At 73.5% G+C, this 20,019-nt stretch carries 13 protein-coding genes; 7 read left to right on the forward strand and 6 right to left on the reverse strand.

Annotated elements, in window-relative coordinates:
* Nucleotides 1-3 precede the first annotated feature (3 nt).
* The 6 genes from APR04_RS22715 to APR04_RS22740 are packed head-to-tail and all read left to right on the forward strand — an operon-like array spanning nt 4 to nt 8,295.
* Entirely contained in the window at nt 4-1,134 is a 1,131-nt protein-coding gene (locus APR04_RS22715) for a FecCD family ABC transporter permease (protein ID WP_253874647.1), read from the forward strand.
* On the forward strand, nt 1,131-1,964 hold the full coding sequence (locus APR04_RS22720; RefSeq protein ID WP_253874649.1) for an ABC transporter ATP-binding protein: 834 nt from the start codon (nt 1,131-1,133) through the stop codon (nt 1,962-1,964). Before APR04_RS22715 ends, APR04_RS22720 begins: the two co-directional genes overlap by 4 nt.
* Nucleotides 1,961-2,974 carry an ABC transporter substrate-binding protein gene (locus APR04_RS22725; RefSeq protein WP_253874651.1) on the forward strand — a complete coding sequence of 338 codons (1,014 nt, stop codon included), beginning with the start codon at nt 1,961-1,963 and terminating at the stop codon, nt 2,972-2,974. Before APR04_RS22720 ends, APR04_RS22725 begins: the two co-directional genes overlap by 4 nt.
* A 3-nt stretch (nt 2,975-2,977) precedes the next feature.
* A complete protein-coding gene (locus tag APR04_RS22730; protein ID WP_253874653.1) occupies nt 2,978-4,657 on the forward strand; it encodes an ABC transporter ATP-binding protein/permease in 1,680 nt (559 codons plus the stop codon).
* Nucleotides 4,654-6,294, forward strand: coding sequence for an ABC transporter ATP-binding protein (locus tag APR04_RS22735; protein ID WP_253874662.1), 1,641 nt, complete (start codon nt 4,654-4,656; stop codon nt 6,292-6,294). The genes APR04_RS22730 and APR04_RS22735 overlap by 4 nt, the downstream gene beginning before the upstream one ends.
* A 24-nt stretch (nt 6,295-6,318) precedes the next feature.
* A complete protein-coding gene (locus APR04_RS22740; protein WP_253874664.1) occupies nt 6,319-8,295 on the forward strand; it encodes a thioredoxin domain-containing protein in 1,977 nt (658 codons plus the stop codon).
* A gap of 23 nt (nt 8,296-8,318) precedes the next feature.
* Here the strand turns inward: APR04_RS22740 and APR04_RS22745 are convergent, their stop codons facing one another.
* From APR04_RS22745 to APR04_RS22765, 5 genes are all read right to left on the reverse strand, one after another.
* Entirely contained in the window at nt 8,319-9,713 is a 1,395-nt protein-coding gene (locus APR04_RS22745) for a threonine/serine exporter family protein (RefSeq protein WP_253874666.1), read from the reverse strand.
* Nucleotides 9,710-12,334: a family 78 glycoside hydrolase catalytic domain gene (locus APR04_RS22750; protein WP_253874668.1), complete on the reverse strand. Its 2,625-nt coding sequence runs from the start codon at nt 12,332-12,334 to the stop codon at nt 9,710-9,712. Before APR04_RS22750 ends, APR04_RS22745 begins: the two co-directional genes overlap by 4 nt.
* Nucleotides 12,331-13,155 carry a carbohydrate ABC transporter permease gene (locus tag APR04_RS22755; protein WP_253874670.1) on the reverse strand — a complete coding sequence of 275 codons (825 nt, stop codon included), beginning with the start codon at nt 13,153-13,155 and terminating at the stop codon, nt 12,331-12,333. The genes APR04_RS22750 and APR04_RS22755 overlap by 4 nt, the downstream gene beginning before the upstream one ends.
* Nucleotides 13,155-14,117, reverse strand: a complete 963-nt coding sequence (locus APR04_RS22760) for a carbohydrate ABC transporter permease (protein ID WP_253874680.1) — start codon at nt 14,115-14,117, stop codon at nt 13,155-13,157. The genes APR04_RS22755 and APR04_RS22760 overlap by 1 nt, the downstream gene beginning before the upstream one ends.
* Before the next feature lie 62 nt (nt 14,118-14,179).
* Nucleotides 14,180-15,517 (reverse strand): ABC transporter substrate-binding protein, encoded by a 1,338-nt coding sequence (locus APR04_RS22765; RefSeq protein WP_253874683.1) that lies wholly within the window; start codon nt 15,515-15,517, stop codon nt 14,180-14,182.
* A 190-nt stretch (nt 15,518-15,707) separates the two neighbouring features.
* On the opposite strand from APR04_RS22765, the gene APR04_RS22770 reads away from it, so the two are divergent.
* Nucleotides 15,708-18,905: a family 78 glycoside hydrolase catalytic domain gene (locus tag APR04_RS22770; RefSeq protein ID WP_253874685.1), complete on the forward strand. Its 3,198-nt coding sequence runs from the start codon at nt 15,708-15,710 to the stop codon at nt 18,903-18,905.
* Nucleotides 18,906-18,936: 31 nt separating this feature from the next.
* Here APR04_RS22770 and APR04_RS22775 read toward each other — a convergent pair whose 3' ends face one another.
* The gene (locus APR04_RS22775) at nt 18,937-19,941 is read right to left on the reverse strand and encodes a LacI family DNA-binding transcriptional regulator (RefSeq protein WP_253874687.1); all 1,005 of its coding nucleotides are present in this window, start codon (nt 19,939-19,941) and stop codon (nt 18,937-18,939) included.
* Nucleotides 19,942-20,019: the final 78 nt, after the last annotated feature.

Consider the following 20,019-nt stretch of genomic DNA (forward strand, 5'->3'; position numbering starts at 1 on the left):
TCCGTGCCGCTGAAACCGCCCGCCCCGGCGACCCGACCCGAGAGCGTCGCGGACGGTGCGGTCCCGCCCGGCCGCGTGCGTCGTCAACTGGTCCGGCGCACCTGGCTGCTCTGCCTCGGGCTCGCGGCAGCCGCAAGCCTGCTGGTGGTGGTCTCGGGCGCGGTGGGGTCCGTGGCGGTGAGCCCGGTGCAGGCGGCGCAGATCGTGCTCGGGCACCTGCTGCCCGGCATGCCATGGATGTCCGACGGATCGCTGACGCCGTTGCAGGACCAGGCGGTCTGGCAGTTCCGCCTGCCCCGGACTCTGCTGGCCGGCCTTGCCGGTGCCGGGCTCGCCATGGCGGGTGCCCTGATGCAGGTCACGGTCCGCAACCCCCTGGCAGAGCCCTACATCCTCGGGGTCTCCTCAGGGGCGAGCGTCGGCGCGGTGCTGGTGATCGTGCTCGGCTCGGCCGCACTGGGCGGGCTGTCACTGAACGTCGCGGCCTTCGCCGGTGCGCTGGGCGCCTGTGCGTGCGTGGCGACGCTGGCGCGCAAGAACGGCGCCCTGTCCCCCACGCGGATGATCCTGGCTGGCGTGGCGCTCGGCACGCTGTTCAGCGCCATCACCAGCTATCTGACCATCTCCACCAGCGCGCAGAACGTCGTGAGCGTGCTGTTCTTCCTGCTGGGCAGCGTGTCGGCGGCGACCATGTCCAGCCTGATCGGCCCCGCCGTCGCGCTCGCCGTGGCAGGGGTGGTCTCCGCGCTGCTCGCGCGGTCGCTCAACGCGCTCATGACCGGGGACGAGTCCGCGGTCTCCCTGGGGGTGGACGCCGCGCGCCTGCGCGGGCTGCTGCTCGTGGTGGCCTCGCTGCTGACCGGCACGGTGGTGTCGGTCGCCGGCGGGATCGGGTTCGTCGGGCTCGTCGTCCCCCACATAGCCCGCATCGCGGTCGGCGCGGACCACCGGCGGATGCTGCCGGTCACGGTGCTGGGCGGCGCCGTGTTCCTGACGGCCGCCGACCTCCTGGCACGCACCGTGACCGCCCCGACCGAGATCCCGCTGGGCATTCTCACCGCGTTCGTGGGCGCTCCGTTCTTCCTGTGGCTGATGCGCCGCGGGGACGCCGAGCGGGCGGGGTTCGGACGATGAGGGTGCAGTTTGACGACGTCACCGTGAGCCTCGGGGGCCGCGACGTCGTGCAGCAGGCGTCACTGACCGTCGAGCCGGGATCCGTCGTCGGCCTGGTCGGGCCGAACGGCAGCGGCAAGTCCTCGCTGCTGCGGACGCTCTACCGGGCGGTGCGCCCCCGGCAGGGAACCGTGCGGATCGACGGGCAGGACGTCCAGCACCTGACGGGCCGCCGGGCGGCCCGCGCGGTGGCGGTGATGCTGCAGGACCCGCCCACCGACTTCGACCTCAGCGTCGAGGAGACGGTGCTGCTCGGCCGGGTCCCGCACCACGCGGCCTTCGGTCGGGACACCCCCGAGGACCTCGACGTCGTCGCCGACGCGATGCGGCGCACCGGGATCACCGACCTGGCCGACCGGATGGTCGCCACCCTGTCCGGCGGCCAGCGGCAGCGCGTCATGCTCGCCCGCGCCCTCGCCCAGCAGAGTCCCGTGCTGGTGCTGGACGAACCGAGCAACCATCTGGACATCAGCCATCAGCACGAGCTGATGACGACCGTCCGCAGCCTCGGGCGCACGGTGCTGGCGGCCTTGCACGACCTGAACCTCGCGGCCCAGTACTGCGACCGGGTGGTCGTGCTGGACGGCGGCCGCATCGTCGCGGCGGGGCCTCCCGCCCTCGTGCTGACCCCCGACCTGATCCGCACCACCTTCGACGTCGACGTCCGCGTGCACGGGGACGCCGACGAACCGGTCTTCGCGTTCCGCCGGCTCGTCACCGGCGACGACGACGGCGGCGACGCCGTCCTGCCCCACGACGAACCCCTCCCAGAAAGCAGCCTCCCCAGATGACTCGCACGTCGCATGCTCGTACCCGCTCCGCCGGAGCCGCCGTGCTCGCCGCCGGTGCCCTGCTCCTCGCCGGCTGCGGGTCCGCGGTGACGCAGACCCCGAGCCGGGCCGACACGGACGACGCGGTGACCGTGGAGAACTGCGGCCGCGAGGTGACCGTCGACGACGCCCCCGAGGCGGCGGTCGGCATGCACCCCGCACAGACCGAGCTGCTGCTGCGCCTGGGCCTGGCCGACCGCCTCGCCGGGCAGGCGCAGGCCACCGCGCAGGCCCTGCCGGACGACGTCGCCCCGCTCGCCGAGGACGTCCCCGTCCTCGGTGACGCCATGCCACCGAGCCGCGAGGACCTCCTCGCCGTCGAGCCCGACTTCGTGTACTCGCCGACCACGTACGAGTTCACCGCCGAGCAGGGTTTCGCAGGCATCGACCAGCTCGAGCAGGCCGGAGCTGCCGTCTACGTCGCGACCGGCGGCTGCGCGGACCGGCGCATGACCGGCCAGGTCACCGACCTGTTCGACGACCTGGAGAACGTCGGCGAGATCTTCGGCGTCCGCGAGGAGGCCGCCGGTCTCGTCGCGGACAGCGAGGCGGCGCTGGACGAGGTCGCCACGGCGGTCGCCGACGTCGAGCGGCTGCGGGTGGCGCAGGTGTACGTCGAGGGGACCACGCTGCAGGCCATCGGCGCGGGCATCGAGCACGACATCCTGCGCCTCGCCGGAGCCGACAACGTCTACGGCCCGGACGACCCGGCGTTCGCGGAGTTCTTCGCCGCGACGATCACGCCGGAGTCGCTCGCCGCCGAGCAGCCCGATGCGCTCGTGTTCTCGGTCTACGACGAGGAGCACGAGGCCGCGACCCGCGAGTACCTGACGACCACGTTCCCGGACATGCCCGCCGTGCGCGAGAACCGGCTGATCGCCGTCTCCAGCGCCGACGTGTTCCCCGGGACGCTCGGCAACATCTCGATCGTGCGGGAGATCGCCGAGCGGCTCTACCCCGACGCGTTCTGACCGGTGGTCCACCGCCGCCTGCTCCAGCTCGCCGGGGCCGTCCCTGGTGCGATCCTGGCCCTGGCCGGCCTCGGGGTCGTGCTCTCGGCCCTGCACGTGGCGTTCGCGATCACCGCGGGGTCGGTCATCGCGGTGCTCGTCCGTGGGGAGGGTGACCCGCTGCCCGCCGTGGCGGCGCTGATCGGGATCACCCTGGTCCGGGGGGCGCTGACCGGCGCGCGCGAGCCCGTCGCCGCACGCTTCGGCGCCACCGTGCGGGTCCGGCTCCGCCGACGTCTGCTGACCCGGCTCGGCGCGGTGCCGGTCGCCGAGCGCGACTCCGGACAGGCCACGGCGACGGTCGTCGACGGGGTCGACGGCCTGGACGCCTACTACACGCGCTACCTGCCGCAGCTGCTCGTCGTGCTCGTCGTCCCCGCCGTCGTCGTCGCGCTCGTCATGGCGCGCTCGGCCGGAGCCGGCGTCGTGCTCGCGATCGCCGCCGGGCTCGCGATCCTCGCGCCGCGAGCATGGGACGTCCGGCTGCTGCGCACCGGCCGGCACCGGTGGGACCGGTTCACGCGACTGTCCTCCGACTACGTCGAGGCGCTGCAGCAGATCCCGCTGCTGCGTGCCTTCGGAGCGACCGGGCGGATCTCCGCCAGGCTCGCCGACGACGCCGACCACCTGCGCGGCTTCACCATGGCCCAGCTGCGCCTCTCGCTCGTCGAGACCTTCGTGAGCGGCCTGGCCATGCACCTGGGCACCGTCCTCGCGGTGGTCGCCGCCCTGTCGGCGGTGCTCTCCGGTGACCTGCGCGCCGCGTCCGCCGTGACCGTGCTGCTGCTGGTCCGCGAGTGCTTCCGTCCCGTGCAGGAGCTGGGCACGAGCTGGCACGCCGGGTACCTCGGCCTGACCGCCGTCGACGGCCTCGACCAGTTCCTCTCCCGGACTCCGGCCGTCGTCGAGGACGGCACCAGCTCGGCCCCCGCCCGGGCCGGGTCCGTCGAGGTGGACGACGTCACCTATCACTACCCCGGGACGGGCCGGGGCGTCAGCCGTCTGAGCCTGCGGGTCGGACCCGGCGAGACCCTCGCCGTCGTCGGACCTTCCGGATCGGGCAAGAGCACCCTCGCCCGCCTGCTGGAGCGGGAGGTCGACCCCGGCACCGGGCAGCTCCGCCTCGACGGCGTCGACCTGCGCGACTACACCCCCCGAGCACGCAGCCGGAGCGTCGTGGTCGTGCCGCAGGACCCGACCCTGTTCGCCTGGACGGTGCGCGACAACCTCCGCCTCTACCGGCCCGAGGCCACCGACGCCGAGGTCGAGCGCGCCTGCGCGGTCGCGGACGTCCACGACGTGGTCCGCGCGCTGCCCGACGGGTACGACACGGTGCTGGCCGAGAACGGCGAGCAGCTCTCCGGCGGGCAACGACAGCGGCTCGCCATCGCCAGGGGGCTCCTGTCGCAGGCACCAGTGCTCGTGCTCGACGAGGTCACCTCCGCCCTGGACGCCGACACCGAACGCCGCGTCATGGACGCCGTCGCCACCGCCTCGCCCGCACGGACGACAGTCATCATCGCCCACCGCGAGAGCGCCTGCCTGCACGCCGACCGGTGGATCGCGCTCCAGGACGGGCGCACGGTGGCGAGCGGCGACGGCCCGCCCTCGCTGCCTGCGCTGACCGCGGGAGGTGCCCGGTGAGGGCCGTCCTGCGGCTGCTGCCCGTCATCGCCACCCGCCGCGGCCTGTTCGTCGAGACCGTGCTGTGGAGCGTCCTCAGCCAGACCGTCGTGCTCACGATCGCCCTCGGTCTCGCCCTCGCCGTCGGACGCGTCATGGCGGGCGAGCCCTTGCCCATCGGGCTCACCGCACTCACGCTGTGCGCCCTCGGCGTCGTGGCGGCCGCGGCCGCATGGCGCGAGTCGTGGGTGTCGCACGACCTGGCGTACCGGCTCATCGGGATGCTTCGTGGCCGGGTCTTCGACGCCCTGCGCCAGGCGCTCCCTGCCCGCACCCGCCACCGGCGCACCGGCGACCTCGTGACGACGATCGTCGCCGACATCGAGACGCTCGAGTGGCTCTACGCGCACACCGCGGCGCAGACCCTGAGCGCGCTGCTCATCCTGTCCGTCAGCACCGCCGTCTCGGTCTCGCTCAGCCCGCTGCTGCTGCTCGTGTGGGTTCCGCTGCTCGTCGTCGGCGTCGTGGTGCCCCTGGGTACCGCGCGCCGGGCGCGCCGCGACGGCGCGGCGCTCGCCGCCGGCTCCGCCACGCTGCGGTCGGACCTGCTCGACACCGTCCGCGGGCTGCGCGAGCTCGCGGGCGCCGACGCCCTCGGCACCCAGCTCGACCGCATCACCGACGACACCCGCGCCCACGCACGCACCCAGGTCAGGGAGGCCGCCCGCCTCGGCCTCGAACGCGGCGTCGCCGACATCACCCTGGCCGCCGCCGCGCTCGGCGCCCTCGGTGTCGTGCTGGCCGACCGCGCCGCGATCGCCCCTGCCGACATCCCGCTGGCGGTCACGGTGGCCGTCGCCGGGCTCGGTCCGGCGGCACAGATCGCCGACCTGCTGCGCAACGCCGGCACCCTGCGCGCGTCCGCTGAACGCATCACGGGCGTGCTCGCCACGCCGCCCGCCGTCGACGGGCCTCCTGCCGGGCGCACCGGGCCGGCGGTCGACGGCGAGGTGGGCCTCGTCCTCGACCGGGTCACGTTCGCCTACGACGGGCGCCGCCCCGTGCTCGACGGACTCAGCCTGCACGTCCGCCCCGGCCAGATCGTCGCTCTCACCGGCCCTTCCGGTGCGGGCAAGACCACCGCCGCACGGCTCGCGCTCCGCATCTGGGACCCCGACGCCGGAAGCGTGCGCATCGACGGGAGCGACCTACGGTGCCTGCCCGACGCCGAGCTCCGCGACCTCGTCGCCGTCGTCCCGCAGTCGTCACCGCTGCTGCGCGGGACCATCCGCAGCAACATCATGCTCGGCGACCCGCGAGCGACCGACGCGATGGTCGACGCCGCCGCGCGCTCGGCAGGGCTGCTCGACGCGTCGAGCGGGATCCCGCTCGGGCTGGCGACCCCCGTCGGGGAGCACGGCGCCGGCCTGTCCGGGGGCCAGCGCGCCCGTGTCGCCATCGCCCGCGCACTGCTCCGTGACCCCCGCGTCCTCGTCCTCGACGAGCCGACGGCGTCGCTGGACCCCGAGGCGGACACCGCCATCATGGACTTCCTCGCCCGAGCCACCGACCGTGCCACCCTCCTCGTCGCGCACCGGTCCGCCACTGTCGCCGCCGCCCACGTCGAGGTCGTCCTGCGTCCCGCGCACGACCGGTGAGCCGCCGCATGTCAGGCTGGTGCGATGCCGAACCGTCTGGGGACCGCGACCAGCCCGTACCTCCTCCAGCACGCGGGGAATCCCGTCGACTGGTGGGAGTGGGGCGCCGAGGCGTTCGCGGAGGCCCGGCGCCGCGACGTCCCGGTCCTCCTGTCCGTCGGGTACGCGGCGTGCCACTGGTGCCACGTCATGGCGCACGAGTCGTTCGAGGACGCCGGCGTGGCCGAGGTCGTCAACGCCCGCTTCGTCGCCGTGAAGGTCGACCGGGAGGAGCGGCCCGACGTCGACGCCGTCTACATGAGCGCGACGACCGCGCTGACCGGGCAGGGCGGCTGGCCCATGACCTGCTTCCTGACCCCGGGGGGCGAGCCCTTCTACTGCGGCACCTACTATCCCCGCGAGCAGTTCCTGGCGCTGCTCGACGCGATCACCGAGGCCTGGACGAACAGCAGGGACGCCGTCGAGCAGCAGGGCGCTGCGATCACCGAAGCGGTCGTGCGCACGTCGTCGCGCCTGACGCCCGAAGCGCTCGACGACGCAGCGCTCGACCAGGCCGCGCGGCTCGTGGCCCACGCCGCCGACCCGGTACGGGGCGGGTTCGGCGGTGCGCCCAAGTTCCCACCGTCCATGACGCTCGAGCACCTTCTGCGCCACCACGCCCGCACCGGTGATCCCGGGTCGCTGCGCATCGTCGAGCGCACGTGCGAGGCCATGGCGCGCGGCGGCCTCTATGACCAGCTCGCGGGCGGGTTCGCGCGGTACGCGGTCGACGACGCCTGGGTCGTGCCGCACTTCGAGAAGATGCTCTATGACAACGCGCAGCTCCTGCGCGTCTACCTGCACCTGTACCGCGCCACGGGATCGCCGCTCGCTGGGCGCGTCGCCCGCGAGACCGCCGACTTCCTCCTGGCGGACCTGAGCACGCCAGAGGGCGGGTTCGCCTCCGCGCTCGACGCCGACACCGACGGCGTCGAGGGGCTCACCTACGTCTGGGCTCCCGAGCAGCTCACGGAGATCCTCGGGCCGGTGGACGGGGCCCGGGCGGCACAGGTCCTGTCCGTCACGACCCAGGGCACCTTCGAGCAGGGCACCTCGACGCTCCAGCTGCCCGAGGACCCCGACCCGGCCTGGTGGACCGGGGTGCGGACGCGGCTGGCCGAGGCCCGGGCCACGCGGCCCCAGCCCACGCGGGACGACAAGGTGGTCACGGCGTGGAACGGCCTGGCGATCGCCGCCCTCGCAGAGGCCGGGGTGCTGCTCGGCCTCCCTGACCACGTCGAGGCGGCCCGGAGGTGCGCCGACCTCGTCCTGAGCCTCCACCTCGTCGACGGGCGCCTGCGGCGGGCGTCGCGCGGCGGCGTCGTCGGGGCGGCGCCCGGGGTCGCCGCCGACCACGGTGACCTCGCCGAGGGACTCCTCGCCCTGCACCAGGCGACCGGTGAGGCGCGGTGGCTCCAGGCCGCCGGCGCGCTGCTGGACACCGCGCTGGCCCGGTTCGGCGACGACGCCGGCGGGTTCTTCGACGCGGCCGACGACGCCGAGCGCCTCGTGAGCCGGCCGAAGGATCCCACCGACGGGCCAGAGCCCTCGGGCCAGTCGGCGCTCGCCCGGGCCCTGTGCACCTACGCGGCCCTGACCGGCTCGTCCCGGCACCGTGCGGCCGCCGAGGCAGCGGTGGCCGCCGCCGGCGCCCTGGCCCGGCAGGCGCCACGGTTCGCGGGCTGGACGCTCGCCGCCGCTGAGGCGCTCGCCGCCGGCCCGCTGCAGGTCGCCGTCGTCGGGCCCGACGACGCGGCGCGGGCCGCCCTGGAGGACGTGGCGCGGCGCGCGGTGTCGCCGGGGCTGGTGGTCGCCGTCGGCGAGCCGGACGCCCCTGGCGTGCCCCTGCTCGCCGGCCGCCCGCTCGTCGACGGGCGGGCTGCCGCATACGTGTGCCGCGGGTTCGTGTGCGACCGGCCGGTGACCACGCCCGACGACCTCACGGCCGCGCTCGGTGGCTGAGCGCCACCGCCTCCGGTCCGCCGTCAGTGGCGGACGCGCGCGCGGGACCGGGCGACGCTGGCGAGCGTGGCCCGCACGGGTGTCCCGAGGTAGATCCCCAGCGAGGCGCCGGCCGCCAGCCCGACGCCGACCGACGCCGCGAGGACGAGGGAGCTCGCGCCGCCGCCTGTCGACGCCGGGTCGGCGTGCACCATGCCGAGCAGCCCGTAGAACACGGCGCCGCCGGGGACGAGCGGCACGATGGCCGCCGTCGTCACCGCGACGGACGGTACGTGCAGCCGGTGGGCGACCAGGACCCCCGCGAAGCTGGCGAGCAACGCCGCGACGCCGCTCGCCGCCGCCTCGTGCAGGTGTGACGTCAGCCCAACGACGTGGCCGAGGGCCGCGACGGCACCCAGCACGGCGCTGACGGCGAGGATCCGCGTGCCTGCGCCGTTGAACAGCGCGACGGCGACCGCGACGATGACCGCTCCGGCGAGCTGGTTCGGCAGCGGACCGAGCGGCGGCGGACCGTCCGGCAGGGTCATCTGGTACCCGAGCACGCTGCCGAGCTCCAGCCCGGCCAGGATGCCCACCACCAGGCCGAGCGTCTGCAGCGTGACGTCGAGGATGCGCCCGGCCGCCGTGAGCGCGAACCCGTCGATCGCGTCCTGCGCCGCGCCCACCACGGTGAGGCCGGAGAGCATGAGGACGATCCCGGACGCCACGATGATGGAGGGCAGCACCCCGGCGAACGGCTCGACGTCCGCGGCGGCGAGGGCGGACACGGCCACCGCGACCACCGTCGTGACGAAGGCTCCGGCGATCTGGCTGAAGAACGACGGCACCCGCAGCCGCGCGAGCCCGGACTGGGTCGCCGCGGCGCCCAGCGCCGCGACGAAGGTGAGCACCACGACCACCGCAGATCCCCCGGCAAGGATGCTCGCGCCGACCGCCAGCAGCGCCCGGGCGGCCACGACGACCGGCTGCCGGTACCGGAACGGCACACGGCGGATCACCCGGAACGCCGTCCGCGCCTCGTCGAGGCCCATCCCCTCGTCGATGTCGACCAGCAGCGCCTGGAGGCGCTGCAGCTTCGTATGGTCGGGCGCCGACACGCGCACGACCCGGAGCAGCGTGTGCGGCCAGCCCTCGCCGCCGCGGTGGTACGACAGGGTGATCGACGTGTAGGTCACGTCGACGTGCACGCCCTGGAGCCCGTACGCATGGGCCACGCGCGTGATCGCCAGGGTCACCTCGTGGGCGGACGCGCCGACCGCGAACATCGACTCGCCGATGCGCATCGCCAGGTCCAGGGCCCTGAGCACCATGGCGTCGTCGACGGCGGGCTGCACCTCGGTGTCCGGTGCCTGCGACGGATCGGCGTGCAGGGCCTTGCGCACCGACGTGTACAGGCTTCGACGAGGTGGCTGGGTCATGCACTCCATTCTGCAGCCGCCGGCGCTCCGGCATCCGTCGAGGGGGCGGCGGACCCGCTGAGGCGCTGCTCGGAAGGCCTCGACCCCGGCTGGACCGCACCTTCGAAGCGGTGCGTACCGAGGCCGACGACGACGGGCGTCTCCGCGCCGGGGACCCACACCTCGGCCGTGACCCCGTAGGGCACCTCCACGACGAGGAGCACGCGTCCGTCGTCGATCCGCCAGGAGCTCTCGATCCGGCCGTAGGGCGAGTCGACGGCGGTGCGCGCGTGCGCGAGCTGCCCCGTGACGAGCGGGCGCACCTCGACCCGCCGCCAGCCGGGCGCCGTCGGCGCGAGGCCGCCGACGCACCGGTGCAGCCAGTCCGCCACGGCGCCGTACGCGTAGTGGTTGAACGAGGTCATGTCGCCGGGGTTGACCCTGCCGTCGGGCAGCATCGAGTCCCAGCGCTCCCAGATGGTGGTGGCACCCATAGTGACGGCGTACAGCCACGAGGGCGGTGCCTTCTGGAGCAGCATCCGGTACGCGACGTCCGGGCGGCCGGCCACGCACAGCGCGTCGAGGACCAGCGGCGTCCCCAGGAACCCGGTGGCGACCCGGTAGCCGGCGGCGACGACCAGCTCCACCAGGCGGTCGCCCGCGGCACCGCGGGCAGCCGGGTCCGCGACGAGGTCCCAGCACAGGGCGAGGGCGTAGACCGTCTGGCAGTCGCTGAGCACCCGCCCGCCAGGGGTCACGTACTCGTGGTTGAACGCGCGGACGGTCTCGTCCGCGAGGGCGCGGTACCGGTCGGCGTCGGCATCGTGACCGAGCGTCCGTGCGGCGGCCGCGAGCAGGCCCGCCGAACGGGCGAAGTAGGCCGTCGCGACGACGTCGGGGTCCGCGGCGGCCTTCGCCGGGTCGTCGGGCGGCGCCGCCGGATCGAGCCAGTCACCGAACTGGAAACCGCCTCTCCACAGCTTGCCGTCGCCGGCGAGGCCCGCGACCTTGTCGACCCAGGCGCGCATCGACGGGTACTGCCGCGCGAGCAGGTCGTGGTCCGCGTACGCCAGGTGCAGCACGGACGGCACGACCGTGGCGGCGTCGCTCCAGCCGGCGGCGGCCGGGTCCGGCTCCCTGAGCACGTCGGGGACGACGTAGGGCACTCCGCCGTCGGGCCGCTGCTCGGCCGCGAGGTCCTCGAGCCAGCCCGCCAGGAAGCCCGACGTGTCGAAGAGCGTCGCGGCAGTGGGGGCGAACACCTGGATGTCCCCGGTCCAGCCGAGCCGCTCGTCGCGCTGCGGGCAGTCGGTCGGCAGGTCCAGAAAATTGCCGCGCATGCTCCAGACCACGTTCTCGTACAGCCGGTCGACGTCCGGGTCCGACGACTCGAACCACGCCGTGCGACGCAGGTCGGAGCCGAGCACCAGAGCCGTGACATCAGCGGCCGCGACCTCGGACAGCCCACAGATCTCCGCGTAGCGGAAGCCGTTGAACGTGAAGGTCGGACGCAGCACCTCGACATCCGCACCGCTCAGCACGTAGCTCGCCGTCGCCTTGGCGCTGCGGAGCGGGCGCATCGCGAGCTCACCCTCCTCGAGCACCTCCGCATGGCGCACCGTGACCTCGTCACCCGCGCGCCCCCCGCGGACGACCAGCTCCACCCAGCCGACGAGATTCTGCCCGAAGTCCACGATCGTCCCGCCCGACGCCGACATCCCGGCGACCGGCACCCGGTCCGTCACGCGCACCGCCGGGCCACGGCGGGCGACCAGCCGCGCGAGGTCACCCGGCACCACCTCGACGGGCTCGCTCCCCCCGCGGTCGGGCACGTTCGGCACCCGCAGGTCGCGGCGCTCGCCGTCGTAGAGGTCGTCGAAGAGGATGCCGCTCCGGCTCGCCCGCCACGACCCGTCCGTCACGATCCGCCGGCGCGAGCCGTCGGCGAACTCCAGCTCGAGCTGCGCAAGGAACGCCAGCCGGGAACCGTAGCTCGACCGGTTGCCCGGCCAGACCAGCTGGCCGCGGTACCAGCCGTTGCCGACGAGGGCGCTCAGGGTGTTCGGCCCCCTGCGGAGACCGGTCAGCACGTCGTAGACCTGGTAGCGCAGGCGGTGCTCGTACGCGGTCCAGCCGGGCGCGAGGACGTCGTCGCCGACCCTGCCGCCGTTGAGCGAGGCCTCGTAGACGCCGTGCGCCGACGCGTAGAGACGCGCACGCACCGGCAGCTCGTCGAGGTCGAAGTCGGTGAAGACCAGCGGCGCGCCGTCGTCGAGCCCGCCGAGGGACACGGGGCTGACGAACGCCGCCGACCAGTCCTCGGGCCCCAGGAGCCCGACCTCGACGGGGACCGCATCGCTCCACGGCGTCCACCGCTCCCCCGACCCGACCCGGACCCGCACCCGGCCGTGCCCGCGCGGAGCGAGCGGCGCGAACGGCCAGTCGACGAGGACGCTCTCACCGCTCGGCACCGTGGCGAGCGACGTCGCGCCGGCCGCGTCCTGGAGCTCGACCTCGTACCGGTCCGACGCCCAGCCCGGTGCGCGGACGTCGAGCACCCACGAGAGCCGTGGCGTGGCGGTACCGAGCACCGCGCCGGGCTCCGACTGCTCGAGCCGGAGCCGGGTGACCAGTGCGGTCACTCGAGCCCGGTTCCGACGACACCCTTGATGTACCACTTCTGCAGCGCGATGAAGACGATGAGCACCGGGATCATCGCGAGCACCGCACCGGCCAGCCCGATCGCCGGTGAGAGCACCGAGTTCTCCCCGCCGGCGAGGGGCGCGAGCGCCACGTTGATCACGCGGTGCTCGGGGTTCGGCGCGACCACCTGCGGCCAGATGTACATGTTCCAGGCCGTCAGGAAGCTGATGGAGCAGAAGGTGGCCAGCGCCGGCCTGGCGAGCGGCAGGGCGATCGAGACGAGGACGCGCAACCAGCCGGCGCCGTCGATCCGTGCCGCGTCGATGAGGCCGGGCGGGAGCGTCACGAAGAACTGGCGGAACAGCAGGATCGCGAACGCGCACTGCGCGGCCATGGGGATGATGAGACCCGCGAACGAGTTCAGCCACCCGAGCTGGAAGGTCACGACGAAGAGCGGGATCAGCGTGAGGTTCGCCGGCACGAACATCGGCACGACGAGCGTCGCGAGGATGACGGCGCTCCACCGGAACGGGATCTTCGCCAGGGCGAAGGCGGCCGGGAGCGAGATGAGGAGCTGGAGCCCCACGATGCCGAGGCTGAAGACGAAGGTGTTGCCGATCACCTGAGGGGTGAGGTAGTCCCACGCATCGACGAAGTTCTGCCACACGGGTGTCTCGGGCAGCAAGGGCTGGGGGAACGCGCTGATCTCGCGCGCGGACTTGAGCGAGCCCGAGACCATGAACAGCAGCGGGAACGCCAGGACGAGCCCGCACACGACGACGAGCGCGTAGCGCAGGGAGAGGTACAGCCGCGTGGACATCAGCCGCGCTCCTTCCGGAAGCGGACGATCGCCCGCGAGAGCAGGACGACGCCGATGATGAGGGCGAGCTGGAAGAGGGACAGCGCGCTTCCGTAGCCGATGTCACGTTCCGTGAACGCGACCTTGTACGAGTACAGCGCGAGCGACTGGGTGGTGCCGAGCGGGCCGCCGTCGGTCATGATCAGCGCGACCTCGAACGAACCGCTGACGAAGCTCACCGCCTGCAGGACCGCGACCAGCACGGTCGTGCCCCACACGTTGGGCCACGTCATGCTCCAGAGCTGGCGCCACCGGCCCGCGCCGTCGAGCGACGCCGCCGCGTAGATGTCCTCGGGGACCCGCTGCAGGCCCGCCAGGTAGAGGATGATGACGATCGGCAGCGCTCCCCAGATCATCATGAGCACGAGGGCGGGCAGCGCCCAGGTCGGGTCGGCGAGCCAGTTCGGTCCGTCGACGCCGAACAGCGCGAGGAACTGGTTCACCAGGCCGCTGCGGCCGTTGTACAGGTTCACCCAGATGATGGCGGAGACGGCGGCGGAGGCGATCATCGGCGTGAAGTAGAGAACTCGCCAGGCGCCGATGCCCGGCATGTTGACGTTGACGACGACCGCCAGGACGAACCCGACGAGGGTCGTCGGGATCACTCCCAGCACCACGAACAGGGCGGTCACGCCGAGCGCCTGCCACATCGCCGGATCGGTGAAGAGCCGGGCGAGGTTGTCGAGCCCGACGAACACGGGCGTGCCGAAGAGGTCCCACTCGAAGAAGGCGAGCACGAGGCCGCCGAGCGCCGGCACGATCACGAAGACCGTGAAGGCGAGCATCGCGGGCGAGACGAAGAGGGCGGCGACGAGCGCGTCGCCGCGTCGGTCCTTCCGTCCGGGCGAACGCTCGGCAGGCTCGGCCTGACGTGGCGGCTCCACGGGGCGCGACGGTGTCACCGTCATGGGGGTTCCTGTCACGGGTTGCTCCTCCGGACCGGGGCCGGGTGCGGGAACGGCTGCTCCCGCACCCGGCCGGCGACCTACTTGGTCTCCTTGGCGATGGCGGCGTTGACGGTCTCCTCGGCCTCCTGGAAGGCCTCCGCGACGTCCCGCCCCTCGAGCAGCACTTCCTGGGTCGCCTTCTTGGTGGCCTCGGCCATGACGCTGGCGCTCGCCCCCGGCATCTGCGTGAGCAGCACCGCGGTGCGGGCGGACTCACCGAAGATCTCGATGCTCGCGGGCGGCGGCTCGCCGTCCTTCCAGGTGCCGTTGCTGATGCCATCCTCGGTCGGCGGGATGACGCCGCCCACCTCCTGCGCGATCTTCATCCCTGCGTCGGTGTCGTAGAACCACGCCAGGAACGCCCACGCGGCGTCCTGGTTCTCGCTCGTCTGGGCGATCGAGAGGCCGTAGGACCCCCCGCCGGCCGTCGAGCTGCCGTCGATCGTGGGCAGCACCTGCACGTCCCAGTCGGCGTCCGTGAGCGCGAGCTGCGTCTGCGGGACGGCCCCGCGCGAGGCGATCGCCATCGCGATGTTGCCCGAGCTGAACTGCAGGGTCGGGTCGTCCCCGGTCGTGGTGTACTCCCCTGACGCGGTGCCGTACGGCTCGAGCAGCGTGGTCCAGGCCTCGACCGCCTCGGGCTGGCCGATACCGGACTTCCCCGTCTCGGCGTCGTACACGTACCCGCCGTAGGCCTGGATGACCGGGCCGTACACGATCTGCGCGGAGCCGTCGGCGAGCGGGGCGGCGAGGCCGGTGACCGCACCGTCCGACTTGCTCTGGATCTCCTCGGCGACGCGGTACATGTCCTCCCAGGTCCAGTCCGCCTCTGGGTACTCCGTGACGCCGGCCTGCTCGAACAGCGACTTGTTGTAGTAGAGACCGACCGAGTCGGCGCTCACCGGCAGGCCGGTCACCTGCTCCGGGTCCGCGAGCGGGCGGTACTGCGCGACGAACTGGGGCAGGAAGTCGTCCATCGCCAGGTCGCCCAGCTTGCCCTCCTCGATGCCGGGCGCGAGGTCGAGCGTGACGTTGTTCTTCGCCAGCGTGTCGGCGAGGAAGTCGACGTTGAAGAACACGTCGGGCAGGTCCTCGCTCAGGCGGGCGGTGGCGAGCTGCTGCGCGTACTCCGCGCCGTCGTCGGTGGTGCTGCGCACCTCGACCGTGCGGTCGGGGAACTCCTTCATGTACGCGTCGGCGTACTCCTTGAACTGGGGCTCCAGGCTGGTGATGGTCGTGAGGACCACCGTGCTGCCCTCGACCTCGTTGCTTGCACCGGCTGTGTCCGAGCTGCCGCACGCGGCGAACAGCGGGATGACGGCGAGGGCGGCGGCGACCGCCGTCGGCCTACGGACGCGATGGGGACGTGACGTCATTGTCGACAGATCCTCTCCTGTGAGGGCTGCAAGGGGCGCTTCATGGCATCAGCCCCGGGGACCGACGTCGATTGAAACCTTTCATCTGATGGTTCTGCAGTGGGGCGCGAATGTCAAGGCTGAAGCCCGAGCCAGCCGCGAAGAAGGTTCTGATACGTTTCAATCCCCCGCGATCGAGAGGACGTCGGCCATGACGGAGCGGTCAGGACGAGTCGGCACGGTTCCCGGGCGCCTGCGGGTCGACGCGCGCTCCACGGTGCGGGACGACCGCTTCGTCGTCCTCGCGACCTCCCCCCGCCCGCGCCTGTCGTGGAGCCTGCCACTCGTTCGCGACGGCCAGGCACAGACCGCCTTCGAGGCGGTCGTGCGCGACGAGCCGGGGACATCCGTCTGGACGAGCGGAGTCGTCGAGAGCGCCGACCCCTGGACGCGGGTCTCGGTCGACCTCGCCCCGCACGCCCTCGGGACCTTCACGGTGCGCTGCCAGGACGAGGCAGGGGCGTGGTCGCCGTGGGCGACGCCCGTGCCGCTGGAGACCGGGCCGCACACCCTCGCGGACTGGGGCGGCGCCAGCTGGGTCGCCACTCCCCCGCCGGCCGTCGCACGCCGCACCTTCGAGCTGGCACGCGCGCCCCGCCGCGCGCGACTCCACCTCACCGCACAGGGCCTCATGCGCGCGAGCGTCAACGGCACGCCGGTGAACGCCTCGGCGAGCGACCCGTCGCGGACCGACGCCGGCCTGGCGCTCTTCCGCACCTACGAGGTCACCGATCTCCTCGTGCCCGGCTCCAACGTGCTCGACCTCGCGCTCGCCCGGGGTGAGTGGGCACGGACCGGCCTCGATCCGCGCGTGCTGGCCACGCTGGTGGTCGAGCACGCCGACGGCAGCCGCACGTTCCACGGCACCGGGGCGGGGATGCTCGTGGGCGCCGGGCCGGTCACGATCGAGGAGCCCTTCTATCTCGAGGCGCACGAGCCCGACCGCGCTCTCGAGCTCGGCACGGCATCCGTCTCGGTACTTTCTCCCGACCGTCCTTCTCCCGGCGGACCTTCGACCGGCGGTCCGGGGAACGACGTCGCGGCGCCGCCGCGCACCGTCCGGCCCGACCCCGGCCCTCCCCTGCACGTGGTCGAGACCCTCGTCCCGGCACCCGTCGCGAGCGCCGACGCCGAGGTCCGGCTCTTCGACGTCGGCGTGAACGTGGCCGGGCGGAGCCGGCTGATCATCGAGGACGCGTTGCCCGCTGGAACGGTGGTCCAGGTCGTGCACGGCGAGCACGTGGGCAGCGACGGCCGGCTCGACACGACGAACCTCACGATGCCGTTCGATCACGGGCGGGTGCGGCAGGCAGTGCGGTACACGATCGGCGCGCCGGCACGCGGCACGGGAACGGGCCACACGCTCGAACCATGGTTCAGCTACCACGGGTTTCGCTACCTCGAGGTGACCGGCCTCCCCGCGGGCACACGGATGCGGGTCGAGGTGCGGACCCTGCACAGCGACCTCCGCCCGACCGGCGACCTCACCACCGACGCGCCCCTGGTCGACGCGCTCGTCGCGAGGGGCCGGCGCACCGTGCTCAACAACGTGCACGGCATCCCCGAGGACTGCCCCACGCGCGAGCAGTCGGGCTGGACCGGGGACACCGCGAGCGCCGCCGAGCTCCAGCTCGCGGCGTTCGACATGCAGGCCTTCTTCACCAAGTGGCTGGCCGACCTGCGGACGAGTCAGCAGCCGGACGGCGCGATCCCCGCGATCTCGCCCGACGTGCGCGCGGAGCGGGTCCCCGCCGACCCGGTCTGGGGCGCCGCGCTGCAGCGGGTCCTGGAGAACCACTGGCTGCACTACGGCGACCTCGACGTGGTGCTCGAGACCCTCCCGGCACTGCGCGGCTGGGTCGATTTCCAGCTCTCGTGCGCCGGCGCCGACGGCACGATCAGCCTCGCCCCGATCAGTTACGGCCACGACTGGCTCGCGCTCGAGCAGACCCCGCCCGAGCTGCACCACACGGCCGCGACGCTCGACGCGCTCCGGGTGCTCGCCACGTTCGAGGAGCTCACGGGGGCGGCGGAGGCAGCGGGCCTCCGCCGGGCGCAGGCCGACGCGCTCCGCCAGGCCGCGCGCGCGGCGTTCGTCGACCCCACCCCCGGCCCGGACGGGCTCTCGGTGGGCAACGGGTCCCAGGGATCCCTCGCGGTCGCGGTCGAGAGCGGCTGGCTCACCCCTGCCGAGTCGGCCGCCGCCGTCGCGCGCCTCGAGCAGGACGTCCGCCTCCGCGGCGACCGCGTCTCGTCGGGCTTCGCCACCACCCGCACCGTGGTGCGCGCGCTCGCCCGCCACGGCCGGTCCCAGGTGCTCTTCGACGCCCTGCACCAGCCCGCCGAACCAGGCATCGGCGCCATGCTGGACCACGGCCCCGGCACCTTCTGGGAGTGCTGGTGGATCGACCCGGAGAACACCGGGACCGGCTCGCTCGACCATGTCGGCCTCGGCGGCCCGTTCGCCGCGTGGGCGTGGGAGTTCCTCGCCGGGGTACGGCCCGTCGCGGGCGGGTACGCGCGGTTCGTCGTCGAACCGTGCGTCGTCGCGGGGCTCACCCGGCTCACCCTCGACACCGAGACGGTCCGGGGGCGCATCGAGGTGCGGCTCGACCGGGACGGCTCGCGGCTCGACCTGGCGCTGACGGTCCCCGTCGGCGCGGAGGCTCTCGTGCGCCTTCCCGGATCCGCCGAGCAGGTCGTCGGCCCTGGCCGCCACCGGTTCGTCGCCGACGCACCCGTGCCACAGCCGGCGGTGCCGCACGCCGAGCCCGACGCCACGACCGCTCCGTGGGCCCCGCTCTCGACGGACGTCGACGGCGACCCGCTGCTCCTCCAGGCGGCGATCGCGGACCAGCGGGTCGAACCCGCCGGTTCGGCCTCGGCGGTCGCCGTGCTCGAGCACGGCCTGCGCTGCATGCCGGTACCACACGCGCAGCTCGAAGGTCCCGTCCTGCGGGTCAGCGGCGGTGTCACCGACGGCGTCGTCGGCGAACCAGCCGGTCCGCTCGCTCGCCTCCGGTTCCCCGACCCGCTCGACCTCACCCAGGCCCGGTTCGTGTTCGCGATGTTCGACCTGTGCTCCGACCCGTCCGCCCGAGCGCTGCGCACCGAGCTCCGGCTGATCTCCGCCGACGGCGAGACCCTGGTCACCAACCAGCGGCTCTGGCCGGCGGGCTGGGTACGTACGACGCTCGCGGTCGCGGGATGGGCGGGCGCCGGCGCGGTGGTCGCGATCGAGGCCGGCGTCCGCTACGTCGACGGCGGGACGACGGCGCCGTCGGGCCCACCTGCCGTCTTTCATCTCGGCCAGATCGGGTTCTCGCGCGCTCGTCCGACCTGGCCGTGAACCACTGCGCCCACCGGCCGCCGCGGCGGGCTCAGCGTGGCGCGGAGCTGTCGCGCACCATCAGCTCTGGCGGGAGCCGCAGCTGCTGGTGCTCGTGCTCCGGGTCGTTCGACTCGGCGAGCACCAGCTCGATCGCGCGCTCGGCCAGGAGCTCGGTGGACTGGCGGACCGTACTCAGGGGGACGACGGCGGACTGGGCGTAGTCGATGTCGTCGTACCCCACTACCGCGATGTCCTCCGGCACGCGGATGTCCTCGGACAGCACGAGCGCCTGCAACAGCCCGAGCGCAAGCAGGTCGTTGGCCGCGAACACGGCGTCGGGCCGCTCGCTCTTGGCCATCGCCTCGATCACCGCACCGGCGGCGCGCCCTTCGGCGATCGTCTGGTCGCGGGTGTCGACGTGGCTGAGGCGGACGCCCTGGTTGCCGGCGCAGACGTCCTGCGCGCCGAGCCAGCGGTCCTCCACCTGGTGCCGCGGGCCGCCGAGGAAGGCGATGTGCCTGCGGCCCGTCTCGATCAGGTGCCGCGCGACCATCGCGCCGCCCGCTCGGCCGTCGAGCGTGATCGAGCAGAAGCCCGGGTCGCCGTGGATGTCGAACAGGACGAGGGGCATCCCACGGGCGCGCAGCTGCCGCATCCGTGGGGTGATGCCGTCGATCGGCGCGACGAGCATCCCGCGCACCCGCTGCTCCTCGAACAGGTCGAGGTAGCGGTCCTCCCGTGCCTCGAGCTGATCGCTCGAGCCGAGCACCACCGTCTGCCCGACCCGCTCGCCGGCCGCCTCGCACGCGTGCGCGAGGTCGGCGAAGAACGGGTTGGCCACGTTGAGCACGATCATCCCGAGCGTCGTGCCCGTGCCCATCCGGAGCTGCCTCGCCAGGCCGTTCCGCACGAAGCCGAGGCCGTCCATGACTCCCAGCACGCGGTCGAGCGTGGCCTGGGAGACCCGGTCGGGCTTGTTGAGCACGTTGGAGACGGTGCCCACCGACACACGGGCCGCCTCTGCGACCTCGCGGATGCCGACCGACCTGTCCATCACCCCTCCGACCGCTTGACCGAGATTCCATCCTAGAGGCCGGCCCGAGCCCGTCAGCGGGACTGCCGCCGACGCCGC

Origin of the sequence: Promicromonospora umidemergens, from assembly GCF_024171995.1 — a bacterium.
GTDB classification, from domain to species: domain Bacteria; phylum Actinomycetota; class Actinomycetes; order Actinomycetales; family Cellulomonadaceae; genus Promicromonospora; species Promicromonospora umidemergens.

Excerpts from the sequence above, each read along its gene's own strand:
- APR04_RS22720 (WP_253874649.1), top strand. The coding sequence starts at position 1,131 with ATGAGGGTGCAGTTTGACGACGTCACCGTGAGCCTCGGGGGCCGCGAC.
- APR04_RS22725 (WP_253874651.1), top strand. The coding sequence starts at position 1,961 with ATGACTCGCACGTCGCATGCTCGTACCCGCTCCGCCGGAGCCGCCGTG.
- APR04_RS22740 (WP_253874664.1), top strand. The coding sequence starts at position 6,319 with ATGCCGAACCGTCTGGGGACCGCGACCAGCCCGTACCTCCTCCAGCAC.
- APR04_RS22745 (WP_253874666.1), bottom strand. The coding sequence starts at position 9,713 with ATGACCCAGCCACCTCGTCGAAGCCTGTACACGTCGGTGCGCAAGGCC.
- APR04_RS22755 (WP_253874670.1), bottom strand. The coding sequence starts at position 13,155 with ATGTCCACGCGGCTGTACCTCTCCCTGCGCTACGCGCTCGTCGTCGTG.
- APR04_RS22765 (WP_253874683.1), bottom strand. The coding sequence starts at position 15,517 with ATGACGTCACGTCCCCATCGCGTCCGTAGGCCGACGGCGGTCGCCGCC.
- APR04_RS22770 (WP_253874685.1), top strand. The coding sequence starts at position 15,708 with ATGACGGAGCGGTCAGGACGAGTCGGCACGGTTCCCGGGCGCCTGCGG.
- APR04_RS22775 (WP_253874687.1), bottom strand. The coding sequence starts at position 19,941 with ATGGACAGGTCGGTCGGCATCCGCGAGGTCGCAGAGGCGGCCCGTGTG.